11 protein-coding genes are annotated in these 15,317 nt (G+C 66.0%); 9 read left to right on the forward strand and 2 right to left on the reverse strand.

What is annotated here, in order from left to right:
- Nucleotides 1–6 precede the first annotated feature (6 nt).
- The 4 genes from BLU04_RS12595 to BLU04_RS12610 all read left to right on the forward strand — a co-directional run bounded on the left by BLU04_RS12595 (nt 7) and on the right by BLU04_RS12610 (nt 4,426).
- A complete protein-coding gene (locus BLU04_RS12595; RefSeq protein ID WP_093286664.1) occupies nt 7–1,647 on the forward strand; it encodes an HDIG domain-containing metalloprotein in 1,641 nt (546 codons plus the stop codon).
- Nucleotides 1,598–1,996 (forward strand): rRNA maturation RNase YbeY, encoded by a 399-nt coding sequence (gene ybeY, locus BLU04_RS12600; protein ID WP_157895338.1) that lies wholly within the window; start codon nt 1,598–1,600, stop codon nt 1,994–1,996. The genes BLU04_RS12595 and ybeY overlap by 50 nt, the downstream gene beginning before the upstream one ends.
- Entirely contained in the window at nt 1,993–2,547 is a 555-nt protein-coding gene (gene recO, locus BLU04_RS12605) for a DNA repair protein RecO (protein WP_093286670.1), read from the forward strand. Before ybeY ends, recO begins: the two co-directional genes overlap by 4 nt.
- Nucleotides 2,548–2,704: 157 nt before the next feature.
- A complete protein-coding gene (locus BLU04_RS12610) occupies nt 2,705–4,426 on the forward strand; it encodes a methyl-accepting chemotaxis protein (RefSeq protein ID WP_093286672.1) in 1,722 nt (573 codons plus the stop codon).
- A 20-nt stretch (nt 4,427–4,446) separates the two neighbouring features.
- Here the strand turns inward: BLU04_RS12610 and BLU04_RS12615 are convergent, their stop codons facing one another.
- Both BLU04_RS12615 and rph read right to left on the reverse strand, forming a co-directional pair.
- Nucleotides 4,447–6,510, reverse strand: a complete 2,064-nt coding sequence (locus BLU04_RS12615; protein ID WP_093286675.1) for an AMP-binding protein — start codon at nt 6,508–6,510, stop codon at nt 4,447–4,449.
- A 6-nt stretch (nt 6,511–6,516) separates the two neighbouring features.
- Nucleotides 6,517–7,251: a ribonuclease PH gene (gene rph, locus BLU04_RS12620; RefSeq protein WP_093286677.1), complete on the reverse strand. Its 735-nt coding sequence runs from the start codon at nt 7,249–7,251 to the stop codon at nt 6,517–6,519.
- Nucleotides 7,252–7,481: 230 nt separating this feature from the next.
- On the opposite strand from rph, the gene BLU04_RS12625 reads away from it, so the two are divergent.
- From BLU04_RS12625 to BLU04_RS12645, 5 genes are all read left to right on the forward strand, one after another.
- Entirely contained in the window at nt 7,482–7,838 is a 357-nt protein-coding gene (locus BLU04_RS12625; protein ID WP_157895339.1) for a response regulator, read from the forward strand.
- 35 nt (nt 7,839–7,873) lie between these two features.
- The gene (locus BLU04_RS12630) at nt 7,874–8,500 is read left to right on the forward strand and encodes a hypothetical protein (RefSeq protein ID WP_093286682.1); all 627 of its coding nucleotides are present in this window, start codon (nt 7,874–7,876) and stop codon (nt 8,498–8,500) included.
- Nucleotides 8,497–9,642: an ATP-binding protein gene (locus BLU04_RS12635; protein ID WP_093286685.1), complete on the forward strand. Its 1,146-nt coding sequence runs from the start codon at nt 8,497–8,499 to the stop codon at nt 9,640–9,642. Before BLU04_RS12630 ends, BLU04_RS12635 begins: the two co-directional genes overlap by 4 nt.
- 102 nt (nt 9,643–9,744) lie before the next feature.
- A complete protein-coding gene (locus BLU04_RS12640) occupies nt 9,745–13,362 on the forward strand; it encodes a DUF6537 domain-containing protein (protein ID WP_093286687.1) in 3,618 nt (1,205 codons plus the stop codon).
- Nucleotides 13,363–13,446: 84 nt separating this feature from the next.
- Complete coding sequence (locus BLU04_RS12645; protein WP_093286690.1) at nt 13,447–15,300, forward strand: hypothetical protein; 1,854 nt, start codon at nt 13,447–13,449, stop codon at nt 15,298–15,300.
- Nucleotides 15,301–15,317: the final 17 nt, after the last annotated feature.

Genomic DNA, 15,317 nt, shown 5'->3' on the forward strand with positions numbered 1-15,317 from the left:
AAACATATGATCGGCTGGTTCCAACGAAAGCGACTGGTGAGCAAGGGCATGGCGATCGACCGCCAACGCAAGACCCACGGCGGCGAATGGCGCACCTTCCTCGAGGCGAATCCCTTCGTCCGCGTCGCCATCTGCATCGGCTACGCCGGGTTCACCTTCCTGTGCGGGACCTACCGGGCCGATCCCCTCCCCCCGCCGATCTACCTCCTCGTCGGGATCTTCTTCGTCAGCTCGATCATGCTCCTCTACCTCAGCCTCTACGAGGTGTGGCGGAGCAACTCGAAGCTGATCCTCCTCTTCGGCTCGATCGGGGCGAACCTGGTGCTGAACCGCCTCTTCCTCTTCACCTCCCTCCAGCTGGAGCAGGTCGCCCTCCCCGACCTCGTCTTCTGGGTGCCGACGGCCTTCGCCCCCCTCCTCATCACCGTCCTCCTCGGCTCGAACGCGGGGCTCTACACCGTCATCATCTCCGGCGTCATGGAGTCCCTCCTCGTCATGGCCAGCTCCCCGGTCGCGGCGTTCCCCCACCTCATCATCAGCCTCATCATCGGCTTCACCGCCGTCTTCTTCTCCCGGAACGTCCGGCGGCGGAACGACCTCATCCGCGCGGGCATCGCCGTCGGCGTCGCGGGGCTCGTCTGCGCCATCGCCTTCGGCCTCCTGAGCCGGAGCGTCCCCGGCCTCTTCCTGATGGAGGCGATCGCCGGCATCTGCATCGGCGTCGGGACGGCGCTCTTCGTCAGCTCGATCCTCCCGATCCTCGAGACCGTCTTCGAGATCAACACCAGCATCTCCCTCATCGAGCTCGCCGACCTGAACCACCCCCTCCTGCGGCAGCTCACGATGGAGGCCCCCGGGACCTACCATCACAGCCTCATGGTCGCGAACCTCGCCGAGGCCGCCGCCCAATCGATCGGGGCCAACGGCACCCTCTGCCGCGTCATGGCCTACTTCCACGACATCGGAAAGCTGAAGAAACCCGAATACTTCGTCGAGAACGCCGGGGCCGGGGAGAACCCCCACGACAACCTCTCCCCGACGATGAGTTCCCTCATCATCATCTCCCACGTGAAGGAGGGGGTCGACCTCGCCGTGAAGAACCGGCTGAAGAAGCCGATCATCCACGCCATCCAGGAGCACCACGGCACCTCGCAGATCTATTACTTCTACCGCCGCGCCCTCCAGATGGCCCAGGACGCCAAGACCGGGAGCGAGATCATGAACCTCCGCGAGGAGGACGTCCCCGACGTCCCCGAGGAGAACTTCCTCTATCCCGGCCCGATCCCGCAGAGCAAGGAGACCGGCATCCTCATGATGGCCGACGTCATCGAGGGAGCCTCCCGCTCGCTCGAGAAGCCGACCCCCCAGCGGATCGAGGACATGGTCCAGGACCTCGTCGCCCGCCGCGTCGCCGAGGGGCAGCTCGACGACTCGGGCCTCAGCCTGAAGGAAATCCGGCAGGCCTCGGAATCGTTCGTCTTCACCTTGAAAACCATGATGCACAGCCGCATCAGCTATCCCAAACATGAGCCGCTCCAGCAACAGCACCCGCCGCAGTCCCAAGGTGGAACTCTTCAATCTTCAAAAAGAGCGCACGGTGGCGGGGGGAACGAAGGCCCTCGCACGTCGGATTCAAACCTCCATTGAGTTCCTCCCCTCCGGCCCGAAGCTGACGCCCCTCCCCCCGCGCATCGAGATCAGCCTCGTCTCCGCCGCCGAGATCGGCCGCATCCACGGGGAATTCCTCGACGACCCGACGCCGACCGACGTCATCACCTTCGACCACGGCGAGATCCTCATCTGCCCCCTCGTCGCCGAGGCGCAGGGAAAAGACCACGGCCGGACGATGGAGGAGGAACTCCTCCTCTACGGCATCCACGGCCTCCTCCACATCCAGGGCTGGAGCGACCTCACGCCGAAAAAGCGGACCCTCATGCACGCCGAGCAGGAGCGGGTCTTCGCCGCGACGGTGAAGCGGGAAAAGAAAGCCCGATGAAACCGGAGAGGACGGTCCACGGCATCGTCGTCGGGAAGATGCCGTTTTCCAACACCAGCCTCCTGGTGACCTGGGCGACCGTCGAGATGGGGGTCATCAAGACGATGGCGAAGGGCGTCTCCGGGCCGAAACCCTCGGGCGGCCTCCTGCCCGATCTCTTCTACCTCTGCGAGATCCGCTACCGCCCCTCGGAAAAGGGGGAGATCGGCGCGCTGCGGGAGGCCCGGCTCCTCCATCCCTTCCTGGCATTGCGGCGCGATTGGAACGTCCTCCTCTGCGCCACCTACTTCGCCGACCTGCTGGCCGCCCTTTCCGAGCCGGGAACCGAGATCGCCCCCCTCTTCGACATCTTCGAGCAGGCCCTCCGGTATCTCGAAACCCATCTCCCCTCGGCGAGGTTGGTGACCCGCTACGAGGCGAAGCTGCTGGAGCTGAGCGGGCTCCCTTCGGAGGCTGACATTCCCAGCGCATTGCGACGGGCGGTGGAGTTGCACGGCCACCGCGTCCCGGCCAGCCGGGCGAAGGTGCTCTTGGCCCTCGGCGTTTCCTGAAATTTCAACGCTATTTTGGCGTCTTTGGATCTCCTTTGGCTGCCTTTCAGTATTTCTACCTATTCATAGGTGATTGACTTTTAATGAATTTAATTCATCGATCTGCCAGCCTTCATTTCATCAACCACGCATCAATAATCGTGATTACAATTAATACATGATCACGCGAACTTCGCCGACAAAAACCTGGCCCCTCGCCACAAAGCTTATCTCTGCCTTTGCCGTTGCCTCGCTCATCACCCTCAGCGTCGGCGGGCTGGGCCTTTTCGGAATCTTCCGGATCAACAGCCATCTAACCGAAGTAGGCGTCGTGCGATTGCCCAGCCTTCAGGGACTCGACATGATGTACGAGGGACTGCTCGACGTCCGCTTCGGCAATCGGGCCATGCTCGACTCCCATATGGAGGCCGACAAGGTCGACAAGATGTTCGCCACCATCGAAAAGGCGAGAGTTCGCGGCCAGCAGGGGAAAGACATCTACGAACCGTTACCCCAAACTGCGGACGAAGAAAAATTGTGGAACATCTTCGTACCCCAGTGGGCCGCTTTCCTTCAGAACGAGAGCGAGTTGAACACCCTTCAGCACCTGTATTGGAAGGAGCCGACTCCGGAACACTATGACGCGATGCAGAAGTACACCGTCGGCAAGATGTACCTCAGTACAGCGCCCGTGATCGATAACCTCGAAAAGCTCTGCCAGATCCAGATGGATGTGGCTTCGCAGGAAAAGGAGGACGCCGGACGGGACAGCCGCCTCGTCACCGCTCTGGCCCTGGCAATGAGCCTCGGCGGCACCGGCCTCTGCCTCGCTCTCGGGATTCTCATCACCCGTTCGATCACCGTCCCCATCCGCCGCGTCACCGAAGATCTCGAGGCCGGATCAGCCCAGATCGCCTCCGCATCCGGCCAGGTCGCCTCGGCGGGGCAGACCCTCGCGATGGGGGCGAGCGAGCAGGCGGCGAGCCTCGAGGAAACCAGCTCCAGCCTGGAGGAAATCGGGAGCATGACGCGGAAGAACACCGAGAACGCCGAACAGGCAAAACGCGTCTCTTCCGATGCCCGCGCCGCCGCCGAGACCGGTGCCGGAAGGACCGACGAGATGGCCGCCGCCACCGCATCGATCTCCCAGGCCGTCCAGGAGATGAGCGACGCCATCGCCGGGATCAAGGATTCGAGCAACGATGTCGCCAAGATCCTGAAGACGATTGACGAGATCGCCTTCCAGACGAACATCCTCGCCTTGAACGCAGCCGTCGAGGCCGCCCGGGCCGGAGCCTCGGGCGCCGGCTTCGCCGTCGTCGCCGAGGAAGTCCGCTCCCTCGCCCAGCGGAGCGCCAAGGCCGCCAAAGAGACCGCCCGGCTCATCGAGACCTCCACCACCCAAAGCAATCGGGGCGTCGAGGCAAGCCGGAAGGTCGAGAATCAGATCGAGGAGATCGGACGGAAATCGGACGCCGTCCGGGAAACCCTCTCGGCCATCGTCGAAAAAACCGCGCGGGTCGATTCCCTCGTTGCCGAAATCACCATGGCCTCGCGGGAGCAGAACAACGGGATCGGGCAGATCAATCAGGCCGTCGGGCAGATGGACAAGGTGACGCAGGAAAACGCCGCCGCCGCCGAGGAATCGGCGAGTGCGGCGGAGGAACTCAGCGGCCAATCGGGAGAGATGCGGCAGATCGTCGTCCGGCTGAATCAATTGGTGGAGGGAACCGACGCCCGGAACGCTTCCGCCCCGGCGGCCACCTCCCGCACCATCCACAGCCGCCCGCTTCCGCCCGACGCCCCGGCGGCAAAACGCCATCTGAACGGCCGCCCGCCCGGAACAATCCAGGCGACGCGCGCCACCAAGACGGCGATCCCTTTCACGGGCGAGGAATAAACCCCGTCAGCAGACCCGCGTCACGACGCGGCTTGGGTGAACTCGAGGCACCCCTTCAGATCGACCTTGCCGGTACCGAGGCGGGGAATCTCGGCCACCGTCACGATCCGGCGCGGAATCCACAAATTCGGCAGCCCGGCGCCGCTGAGGCGGGATTGGAGGAGGCTCCGCTCGATGGGGAGCGGCGTGAGGAGGACCAGCTCCTCGCGGTGTTCCTTGTCCTCGACACCGAGGATGACGGGGACTTTCCCGGCTTCGACCGCCTCTTCGGAGAAGAGTTCGGGGAAGAGGACGACGATCTTCTCCTCGATGGTCCCGTGGGGGACCATCTCCCCGCCGAGCTTCGAGAAGCGGGAGAGCCGCCCCTCGATGAAGAGGAAGCCGTCGGCGTCGAGGCGGCCGAGGTCGCCCGTCTGGTACCAGCCCCGGCGCAGGACCTGGGCGGTCCGGTGGGGATCGTTGAGGTAGCCGGGGAAGATGTTCACGCCGCGCAGCCAGATCATCCCGGTCTCGCCGAGGGGCTGGTCGACGCCGGTCTCGGGATGGCGGATGCGGATGCTCATCCCGGGGATGAGGCGGCCGACGCTGCCGTGGCGGCGCGGCTCCTCGTAGCCGTCGTCGGTCGGCTGCTTGCGGAAATCGACGAGGTTCACGGCGACGACGGGGGTCGCCTCGGTCATGCCGTAGCCTTCGCAGACCGGGACGCCGAACTTCGCCTCGAACTCGGCGCGGAGCTCGGGCGGGAGCTTCTCGGCCCCGGTGACGACCATCTTCAGCGAGGCGAGGGCCTGGGGCGTCGCCTTGCGGAGGAAGGCGCGGAGGAAGGTCGGCGTGTTCAGGAGGAGGCCGATCTCGTACTTCTCGATCAGCTCGACGAGCTTCGCCGTCTCCGTCGGGCTGACGTTCGTGACGCCCTGCGGGCCGCCGAGGATCGGCCACCAGAAGGTGACGGTGCAGCCGAAGCTGTGGAAGATCGGGAGACACGCCAGGAGATTCCGGATCGGAACGCGGTCGAGGACGGCGTCGGTCTGCGCCGTGTTCCCGAGGATGTTCCGGTGGGTCAGGATGACGCCCTTCGGCTCCCCGGAGGAGCCGCTGGTGAAGAGGAGGGCCGCCTCGGCGTCGCCGCCCTCGCCCGGGATCCCGGCGATGAGGCGGAGGAGCGGCGCGGGCACGATCGTGCCGATGAGCTGCCGCAGGCCGATCCGCCATTTCGGCAGGCCGCCGAGGAGGTCGCGGATGTCGATCGTTCCGCCATCCCCGCCCTGGCGCGGGGCCTCGGGCCAGGGGAAGTCCTTCGCCTTGGAGCGCATGACGTCGACGCTGAGGATCGTCCCGATCCCCGCCTTGGAGAGGGCCGCCTCGTTGGCCGCCCGTCCGGCCGTGAAATTGAGGTTCACCGGCGTCTTGTCGGCGATCAGGCAGGCAACGTTGGTGACGGCCGAGCCGAGGCCGGGAGGGAGGACGACGCCGACCCGCTTTTCAGGGACATGCTTCCGGATCCACCGGGAGAACTCCCAGGCGACGGCGAAGAGGGTGCCGCCGTTCAGGACGCGTCCGTCCTGGAAGCCGTCGATGAAGACCGGCTTGAACCACTGCTTCTTCAGGCCGAGGAGCGTGGCATACCCCATGTGGTGGGCGAGCGAGGGACGGCGGCGGAAGACCTCGACGCCGAGGTCGTAGAGCGCGAGGCGGAGGAGATCGGGATCGAGGCCCCACGAATCGAAGACCGGCCCCAGGTGGAGGCTCCGCGTCTCGGGATCGGCGACGGCGGGGAAGATCGGGAACGCCTTCCCCTTCCGCCCCGCCACGAGGGCGACGACGAGGGGGTTCAGCGCGCCGAGACCGGGGCCGAACTCGGCGCGGCTGTCGGCGCGGATCGCGAGGAGATGGCCCGCCTGGAGCAACTCCTGCGCCTCCTCGAGCGTGGGCGTGCCGAGGCCGGGCCAGACCCGGACGACCCGCCCGCCGACGACGGGGAAGCTCTTCGGATCGATCTCGGACCAGCTGTGGACGAGGAGCAGCGCCGGCCCCGTGGCGGCGATGCGGCTCTCCCCATCGATGTTGGAAACGGAAAAAGGCATGCGAGTTTAGTAAAGAACGGCTTCCCGCTGGAGTTCAAAGAGCTTCGCCAGGGCCTCCTTGGCCCCGCCGAGCAGCCCCTGCAATTCGTCCTGGGAGAAGACGTTCTCCTCCCCGGCGGCCTGGACCTCGACGAACTTCCCCTCGGAGGTCATCACGATGTTGGCGTCGACGGCGGCGGTCCGATCCTCCTCATAATCGAGGTCGACGAGGATCTTGTCGAAGACGACGCCCGCGCTGACGGCGGCGACCTGGGTCTTGATCGGCGTCGCCTTCGCCGGGAGCGTCCCCTCGGCCTGGAGGCGGCGGATCGCCCGCGCGACGGCGACGTAGGCCCCGGTGATCGCCGTCGTCCGGGTGCCGCCGTCGGCGCGGAGGACGTCGCAATCGATCGTCAGCGTCCGGGCGCCGAGCTGGTCGAGGTCGATGATCGCCCGCATGGAGCGGCCGATCAGGCGCTGGATCTCGACGCTCCGCCCGTCGAGGCGGCCCTTCGAGATGTCGCGGGCCTTCCGGTCGAGGGTCGAATAGGGGAGCATCGAGTATTCCGCCGTGATCCATCCGCCGGTGACCCCCTGGACCTTCATCCAGCGGGGGACCTCCTCCTGGATCGTCGCGGCGCAGATGACCTGCGTCCGCCCGCAGGTGGCGAGGACGGAGCCGGTGGCGTTCCGGGCGAAGTCGGGAGTGAAGCTGTAGGGCCGGAGCTCCCCGGGAGCGCGGCCGTCGGTACGGGTGGACATGAGGGGTTCTATGTAAGAGCGACTCCGGCAATTATACAAGGGGTCGTTTCCACCCCCTTCCATCTCCTTTTTATCCTCCTCCCCCTCTTTCTCAAGCCGATGCGGCACACCAGGCAAACCTTTGTTTCCTGCAAAGAGCCTTGACCATCAGGGCAATCGTTGGTTTCTTTTTCCCGGTCGGCGGGCCGGTCAGCCCTGGTCTCGGCTCCTTCCTTTTACTCTCCTTTCCCATGAAAATCTTTGTCATCGACGATTCCTCCTTTTCCCGGAAGGCGATCATGAGCGTCCTGAAGGAAATCGTTCCCGACGCCCTCCTCCTCCCCTTCGGCGACGGCGAGGAAGCCCTCGCCCGGTTCCCCGAGGAGCAGCCCGACGCCATGACCGTCGACATCGTCATGCCGAAGATCCAGGGCCTCGAGGTCATCGAGCGGGTCCGGGCCATGAGCGCCACGACGAAGATCATCGCCATCACCTCCGACGTCCAGTCCTCGACCCGGGAGCGGTGCGCCGCCCTCAACGCCTCCTTCATCGAAAAGCCCTTCACCAAGGACAAGTCGGCCCCGCTCGCCCAGGCGCTGAAAGCCTAGCCCTCTCCCGAGGGTCCAACCCCGCCCCATCCCCCATGGCCGAATTGAACCTCAACGCCGACCTCAACGACCTCTTCATCGAGCTCGCCACCATGGGCCTCGGCCGGGCCGCCGCCGCGATGTCAGCCCTGGCCAGCCGGGAGGTGAAGATCTCGGCCCCCTCGATGGAGGTCTTCTCGGTCCAGAACCGCGAGGTCCGCCTCGCCCTCGAGACCGGGACCACCCTCCGCGTCAGCCAGGCGATCAAGGGGGGCCTCCACGGCCAGGCCGTCGTCGTCCTGAGCAAGGCCGGGGCGGGCCGGATCGCCCAGCTCCTCCTGGAGAAGACCGACGAGAGCGGCGACGCCTTCGACGAGACCGACCAGGCCGCCATCATCGAGCTCGGCAACATCATGATCGGAAGCATCGTCGGCACCCTGGCGAACCACTTCAAGGCGACGATCTCCTACGACATCCCGAAGCTCGACCTCTGCGGCGGCAACGCCGTCGGCGAGCTCATCACCGACCTCGTCTCCCCGACCTGCACGGAGCTCCTCGTCCTCCGCTCCACCCTCTCGATCAACGATTCCAACATCCAGAGCTACTTCCTCCTCCTCCTGGAAGACAACTGCGTGAACGCCCTCTCCGGCCAGCTCGAAGTCATCCTCCGGGGAGCGGCGTGAACCTCGCCTCGATCCCCTTTCCGTCGGTCTTCCCGTGGGGCTTCCTCCACGTCGACGAGGAAAACCGGATCCAGTATTGGAACGCCTGGCTCGAGACCTCGACCGGCCACTCCTCCTCCTCGGTCCTCGGCCGCACCCTGACCGAGGTCTATCCCGACCGCCCCCAGATCGGCGAGGCGCTCGAAAAGGCCCGGTCGACCCACCAGCCCCAGGTCCTCTCCCAGGTCTTCCACCACTACTTCCTCCCGATCCCCCTCCCCTCCGTCCACGTCAGCGGCTTCCCCTACATGCAGCAGGAGACCCTGATCATGCCGCTCGAGAACCAGAGCGGCTGCCTTTCCATTCTCATCCGCGACGTCACCTCCACCATCGTCGGCCAGCAGCGGATCCGCGCCCTCCAGGCCCAGCTCAGCGAGGCCCGGGACGCGGCCCTCGAGTCGGCCCGGTTCAAGAGCCAGTTCCTCGCCGTGATGAGCCACGAGATCCGCACCCCCCTCAACGCCATCATCGGCTTCAGCAACCTCCTCTCGAAGACCGCCTTCGAGCCCGGCGTCCAGGAATACGTCGGCCTCATCCAGCTCTCCTCGAACCAGCTCCTCTCCCTGGCGAACGAGCTTCTCGACTTCGCCCGGATCGAGGCGAACGGCATCGTCCTGGAGGCGATCCCCATCGACCTCGCCACCCTCGCCCAGGAGAGCCTCGACCTCCACCGGAAGCAGATCGCCAGCAAGGGGTTGACCGGGACCATCCGCATCGAAGGCACTCTCCCTTCCCCCCTCCTCGGCGATCCGACCCGGATCCGGCAGATCTTCCTCAACCTCATCTCGAACGCCGTTAAGTTCACCGACCAGGGCGGCATCGAAATCGTCCTCTCCGCCGCCCCGCCCGCCGAGGACGGCGCCCTCACCGTCCGCTTCGCCGTGAAGGACACCGGCCTCGGCCTCACCCCGGAGCAGCAGGAACGGATCTTCAAGCCCTACACCCAGGCCGAGGCCTCGACCCCCCGCCGCTACGGCGGCGTCGGCCTCGGCCTCAGCATCTGCCAGAAATTAACGGCACTGATGGGCGGAACGTTAACGGTTGAGAGTGAAGAAGGGAATGGATCGGCCTTCCTCGGCGAATTCCATCTCCGGGTAGCCTAGCCCCTTCGGCTCTTTCCCCTGCCTCCGAGGCGGGACTTGACCCCCCCCGCTCCTAGGCTAGGCTCTCCTAGTCCCTTCCACCCCTGTTCTTATCGCTATCTCATGAAGGTTGATCCCCGTTTTCTCAAAGAAGAAGGCACCGAAGTCTACACCGGCAACGAATTGCTCGTGAAAGGGTGCCTGGAGACCGATGGCGGCACCCATCTCTGGACCGGCTACCCCGGCTCCCCCGTCGCCGGATTCTTCGACTGCATCGAGTCGATCCAGGAAATCCCCCGGAAATACGGCATCGCGGCGATGATCGCCAACAACGAGGCCCTTTCCGCCGCCATGCTCAACGGCTCCCAGATGCTCGGCCTCCGGGGCATCATCGCCATGAAGAGCGTCGGCGTCCACGTCGCCTCGGACGCCCTCGCCCTCGGCAACCTCGCCGGGGCCCATCCCGAGGGCGGCGCCGTCGTCATCTGCGGGGAGGACCCCTGGAGCGACTCGACCCAGGTCCCCGCCGACTCCCGCTACCTCGCGAAGCACATGCACATGCCGGTCCTCGAACCGGCTACGACCCAGGAGCTCAAGGACTGGATCGACCTCGCCTTCAAGCTCTCCCGCGAGTCCGAGCTCTACATCGCCTACATCGTCACCACGAACCAGGCCGACGGCGGCGGCTCCGTCACCGTACGGCGGAATCACTTTCCGAAGGTCAACACGCAGAACCAGGTCGAGCTCGACACCGCCGCGATCGACCTCGAGAAGATGGTCCTCCTCCCCCCCCGCACCTGGCGCCGGGAGCAGAACTTCCCCGACCGCTACGCCCGCCTCTGGGAAAGCGCCGCCCGCCACCGGGTGAACCGGACCTTCCTCCCGCCCCGCGCGAAGGAATCGGGCAAATTCCCCCTCGGCTTCGTCACCTCGGCGATGGCCGCGAACTACCTCGACCACGCCCTGCGCGAGCTCGGCCTCACCGACGCCGTCCCGGTCCTGAAGCTCGGCGTCACCTACCCCCTCGATCCCGCCCTCATCACCGGCTTCGCCGAGAAGGTCGAGCGCCTCGTCGTCGTCGAGGAACGGCGGGGCTTCATCGAGGAGCAGATCGCCCTCATCCTTTCCCAGGCTTCCATCACGAAGGGGGTCCCCGCCCTCCCCCTCTACGGGAAAAAGTTCCCCCAGGGCCTTCCCGGCTTCCCCGAGGCGCGCGGCCTCAACCCCTCGATCGTCATCGAGACGCTCGCCCCCCTGCTGCTGAAGATCGGCGGCCTCCCCGTCGACGAGGAGCGGATCGCCGCCGAGGTCGCCCTCATCAACCTCACCGCCAGCTACCAGATCGACCTCGTCCCCCGGACGCCCACCTTCTGCGCCGGCTGCCCCCACCGCGATTCGGCCACCGTCCTGATGGAGGTGAAGAAAGATTTCCGCGACCCCGCCTACATGCAGAAGCAGCACCGGCGGGAATCGGTCGACCTCCTCTTCCACGGGGACACCGGCTGCTACACGATGCTGATGTTCGAGCCGACGAAGGACCTCATGCACAACTACAGCGGCATGGGCCTCGGCGGCGCCACCGGCATGGGGATCGACCCGTTCATCAAGAACAAGCAGGTCGTCTTCATGGGGGACTCGACGTTCTTCCACAGCGGCCAGCTCGCGATCTCGAACTCGATCAAGAACAACCAGGACATCACCTACATCATCCTCGACAACCGGACGACGGCGATGACCGGCCACCAGCCGACCCCGGGGATGGACAACGACATCATGGGGAACGAGACGTTCACCCAGAACATCGACAAGATCGTCAACGCGATCACCGACTCCCCGAAGGTCGACGTCCTCCGCGTCAACCCCGCCTACCGGAACCAGTACCGCGCCCTCCTGGAGGAGACGATCCTCAAGGACGGCGTGAAGGTCCTCATCGCCGACAAGGAATGCGGCATCACCTTCCACCGCCGGAAGAACCGCGAGGAACGGGCCGAGGCTAAGAAGCGCGGCTACGTGAAGGAGAAGACCTTCATCAACGTCAGCGCCGACGTCTGCGAGTCATGCCTCGAGTGCACGATGGCGACGGGCTGCCCCGGCCTCGGCTTCACCGAGACCGACTTCGGCCGCAAGATCCAGACCGACCTCTCCTGGTGCGTCGGCGACATGGCCTGCACGAAGATCCACGCCTGCCCCTCCTTCGAGGAGATCACGATCTACCGCAGCCAGAAGCCCCCCTCCCGCCTCCCCCAGATCCGCGACGAGGACCTCCCCGAGCCCCTCGTCCCCGCCTTCGACAGCCAGTGGCACGTCTACCTCGCCGGCGTCGGCGGCATGGGCATCGCCAGCGCCACCGCCACCCTCGTCCGCGCCGCCCACCGGGAAGGCTACCAGACCCTTTTCTGCGACAAGAACGGCCTCGCCATCCGCAACGGCGGCGTCTACTCCCAGGTCACCTTCCTCCGCCCGGGGACGAACCACACCTCCTCCGTCATCCCCTACGGCAAGGCCGACCTCATCCTCGGCATCGACCCCCTCGAGGCCGCCCGGAGCCTCGACCCGAAGGGGAACCAGCGGATCGGCAGCGTCTCCCACACCGCCGCCGTCATCAACACCGCGAAGACGCCGACCATCACCGGCCTCCTCGGCAAGGACGACTACTGCGTCGAGACCCTGGAGACCTCGATACGCCGCCACACGCGCGGGGACGACTACTTCAGCTGCGACATCTCCGACCATTCCCAGCGGATCTTCGGCACGAAGATCTACGCGAACATCATGATGCTCGGCGTCGCCTTCCAGCGCGGCCTCCTCCCCCTCTCCCTCGCCAGCGTCGAGTGGGGCATCCGGGAGACCGTCGGCTCCGCCGCCGCCGACAACTACCTCGCCTTCAAGGTCGGCCGGAAGCTCGTCCTCGACGCGGAGAAATCGGGCGGGGCGACCGCCACCGCCGCCACCCTCACCCCGGTCCAGACCGTCGAGGCGAAAGCCGGGATCATCCTCCGGGCCGAGGGGAAGAAGCAGGCCGACGCCTACCGGCAGCTCGTCCGCCGGGGCTTCGACGCCATCGCGCTCGACACGCCGAACCAGTCCCGCCTGGCCACCCGCCTCGCCGACCTCATCCTCTTCGAGGACGCCGACTTCGCCTCCGACTACCTCGACCGCCTCCTCGCCCTCCACCGCAAGGACAAGGGCGGCCCCGGCTACGGCTACGCCGCGACCCACGCCGCCCTCTGGAACCTTCACCGGGCCATGGTCATCAAGGACGAGGTCTTCGTCGCCCAGCTCCTCTCCGGCGAGGAGAAGAAGCAGCGGGACCTCGAGCGTTACAACGTCCATCCGGAGCTCGGGGACCACGTCGTCTACGGCCACCTGAACCGGCCCGAGTTCCTCGTCTTCGGGAAGAAGATCCGCTTCCACCTGAAGTCCCGCCAGTGGATGCTCCAGCTCATGCGCCGGGGCAAGTTCCTCCGCCGCCTCCTCCCCTCGTGGCATTCGGAGGAAAAGGCCTTCCGCGCCTGGTTCCTCGACCTCGTCACCCGGTTCGACGCCTCCGACGAGGTCTCCTACCGCCGCTGGCTCGCCGTCCTCCGCCTCCCGGAGCAGGCGACCGGCTACCGCGAGGTCCGCTACCCGAAGCTCCGCGCCGCCCGCCGCCGCGCCGAGGGCATCCTCTCCGGGGCCGAGGAGATCCCCGCCCGCTCGGCCCACGCCCAATCGCTCTCCCCGAAGGCCGCCACGAGGTAAGACTCAGGGCGGCGTAAGTAGAACTTGGGACTAAAATAGAATTGAGTTCGGAGCGATTTCCTAAGAGCCTTTCCGATACCAGCCATGGCGTTCCGCATCGATCCCCTCATCCGTAAGAACGCCAGGATTTTCCTAGAGGCCTCCCAATCCCAGTCGGTCATCCCGGTCACCGATTCGCCCCTGATGGCGGAGACCCTGGAGAAGACCTGGGCCGACCTGGCCAAGAGCACCGAGGGAACGCCCCTCCACGGCTTCTTCACCACCCCGGGCCGGAGACCCCTCGACCTCTACCGGAAGTGGATCGCCACCGTCGATCCCGACATCGTCCCCGTCGCCACCCGCTTCGCCGAGCTCCCCTCCGACGGCACCGCCCCCGTCGACGGCCTCGTCTCCTCGAACGCTCCCGCCGGGGACAACCCCTCGGCCCGCCTCGCCGCCCTCGTCCACGACCTCGTCGCCCCCCTCCAGGCCGTCGACGCGACGAACGATCCCGACGAACGCTGCACCATCATCCTCGGCCTCAGCCTGATGATCCTCGAGCAGCGTTGGGACCAGCTCAACGACGCCTTCGTCATCAACGTCGCCCACGAGATCCACTCGACCTACGACCGGGTCCTCGGGAAGATGTCGGCGAAGAAGAAGGACACGTACGACCCGATCGTCGTCGCCCGGAAATTCGTCTGCGACCTCAACGCCGCCCTCTTCTCCATCGGCGCCCTCCGCGAGGCCTTCATGACCGTGACGGCCGAGAACGCCCTCTTCCTCATCGAGGAAAAGCGGATCTACCCGAAGCTCGAGTTCGCCAGCCCCACCTCGCCCGGGAAGCTCGACGCCCGCTGCTACGAGGACGCCTTCGTCGCCGAGCAGATCGACAAGCTCCGCGCCATGGAGGAGATCTTCGGCAGGCAGATGACCGAGCTCCAGCCCCTCTTCCCCGAGGCCGACTGGGACGGCGAGACCAAGCCCCGCCAGTTCGCCCTCCTCCTCGTCAGCCTCTGGGACAACGAGGGCCTCCTCAGCCGCATCAACGCCACCGAGCTGGTGAAGATGGCCTCGAAGCACGGCCCCGCCTGGGAGCGGACCCTCACCCCCCTGCGGATGGCCCTCTCCTGGGTCGAGGCGATCCGGAAGATCCACCGCCTCGCCGAGCTCCTCCCCACCATCGAGAAGCTGAAGCCCCTCGACACCACCATCGCCTGGGACGAGATCCCCGCCCAGGCCGACGGCACCCCCGGCCGCCTCGATCGCTACATGGCGAAGATCCGCGAGCGGGAGACCGAGCTCAACGCCGTCGTCTTCGGCATCCGCGAGAAGCTCGTCGCCCTCGGCATCGACTACAACGGCGTCCTCGACCCGATCCTCGTCGAGGTGCTGGAGTGCCTCCCGGAGCGCCTCGTCTTCCCCCTGGAGACCGCCCAGAACTTCCTCCACCTCGCCCACCGCATGGGCCCCCTCTACGAGCCCCTCCTCTTCCACATCGAGGAAGCCCGGCGCGAGCATTCCCACCTGAAGAAGGCCTACGCCTTCCACCGGGAACGGATCAACGAGGCGATCCACCTCATCGAGACCAAGCAGTTCGAGTCGGTCCGCGTCACCTTCAACGAGGCGATGACGAACTACAAGGAACGCTTCGAGGACCTCGACTACGGCAAGATCGAGGCCTGCCTCGCCGAGTGGGACCAGCTCCTCGAAACCCACAAGACCTACCAGACGATGTTCTCCGACTTCGAGAAAGAAGTCCGCGACGAGCGCCCCGTCGGGGACCGCCGCCTCGTCCTCCGGGAACACCTGGAGAAATGGGAGGCCTACATGGCGAGCCAGAAGGACCTCATCGCCACCGAGCCCGACAACGACTACCGCCGGGACATCGAGGCCTTCATCGACGAGATCTCGCCGAAGCTCACCGAGCTCCACAAGATGCTCCTGATCCCCTCCTAGGGAGATCGGAAGCCTCT

Source organism: Verrucomicrobium sp. GAS474 (genome assembly GCF_900105685.1).
Lineage (GTDB): Bacteria > Verrucomicrobiota > Verrucomicrobiia > Methylacidiphilales > GAS474 > GAS474.

Excerpts from the sequence above, each read along its gene's own strand:
- rph (WP_093286677.1), bottom strand. The coding sequence starts at position 7,251 with ATGTCCACCCGTACCGACGGCCGCGCTCCCGGGGAGCTCCGGCCCTAC.
- BLU04_RS12640 (WP_093286687.1), top strand. The coding sequence starts at position 9,745 with ATGAAGGTTGATCCCCGTTTTCTCAAAGAAGAAGGCACCGAAGTCTAC.
- BLU04_RS12645 (WP_093286690.1), top strand. The coding sequence starts at position 13,447 with ATGGCGTTCCGCATCGATCCCCTCATCCGTAAGAACGCCAGGATTTTC.
- BLU04_RS12630 (WP_093286682.1), top strand. The coding sequence starts at position 7,874 with ATGGCCGAATTGAACCTCAACGCCGACCTCAACGACCTCTTCATCGAG.
- BLU04_RS12625 (WP_157895339.1), top strand. The coding sequence starts at position 7,482 with ATGAAAATCTTTGTCATCGACGATTCCTCCTTTTCCCGGAAGGCGATC.
- BLU04_RS12610 (WP_093286672.1), top strand. The coding sequence starts at position 2,705 with ATGATCACGCGAACTTCGCCGACAAAAACCTGGCCCCTCGCCACAAAG.
- BLU04_RS12615 (WP_093286675.1), bottom strand. The coding sequence starts at position 6,510 with ATGCCTTTTTCCGTTTCCAACATCGATGGGGAGAGCCGCATCGCCGCC.
- recO (WP_093286670.1), top strand. The coding sequence starts at position 1,993 with ATGAAACCGGAGAGGACGGTCCACGGCATCGTCGTCGGGAAGATGCCG.
- BLU04_RS12595 (WP_093286664.1), top strand. The coding sequence starts at position 7 with ATGATCGGCTGGTTCCAACGAAAGCGACTGGTGAGCAAGGGCATGGCG.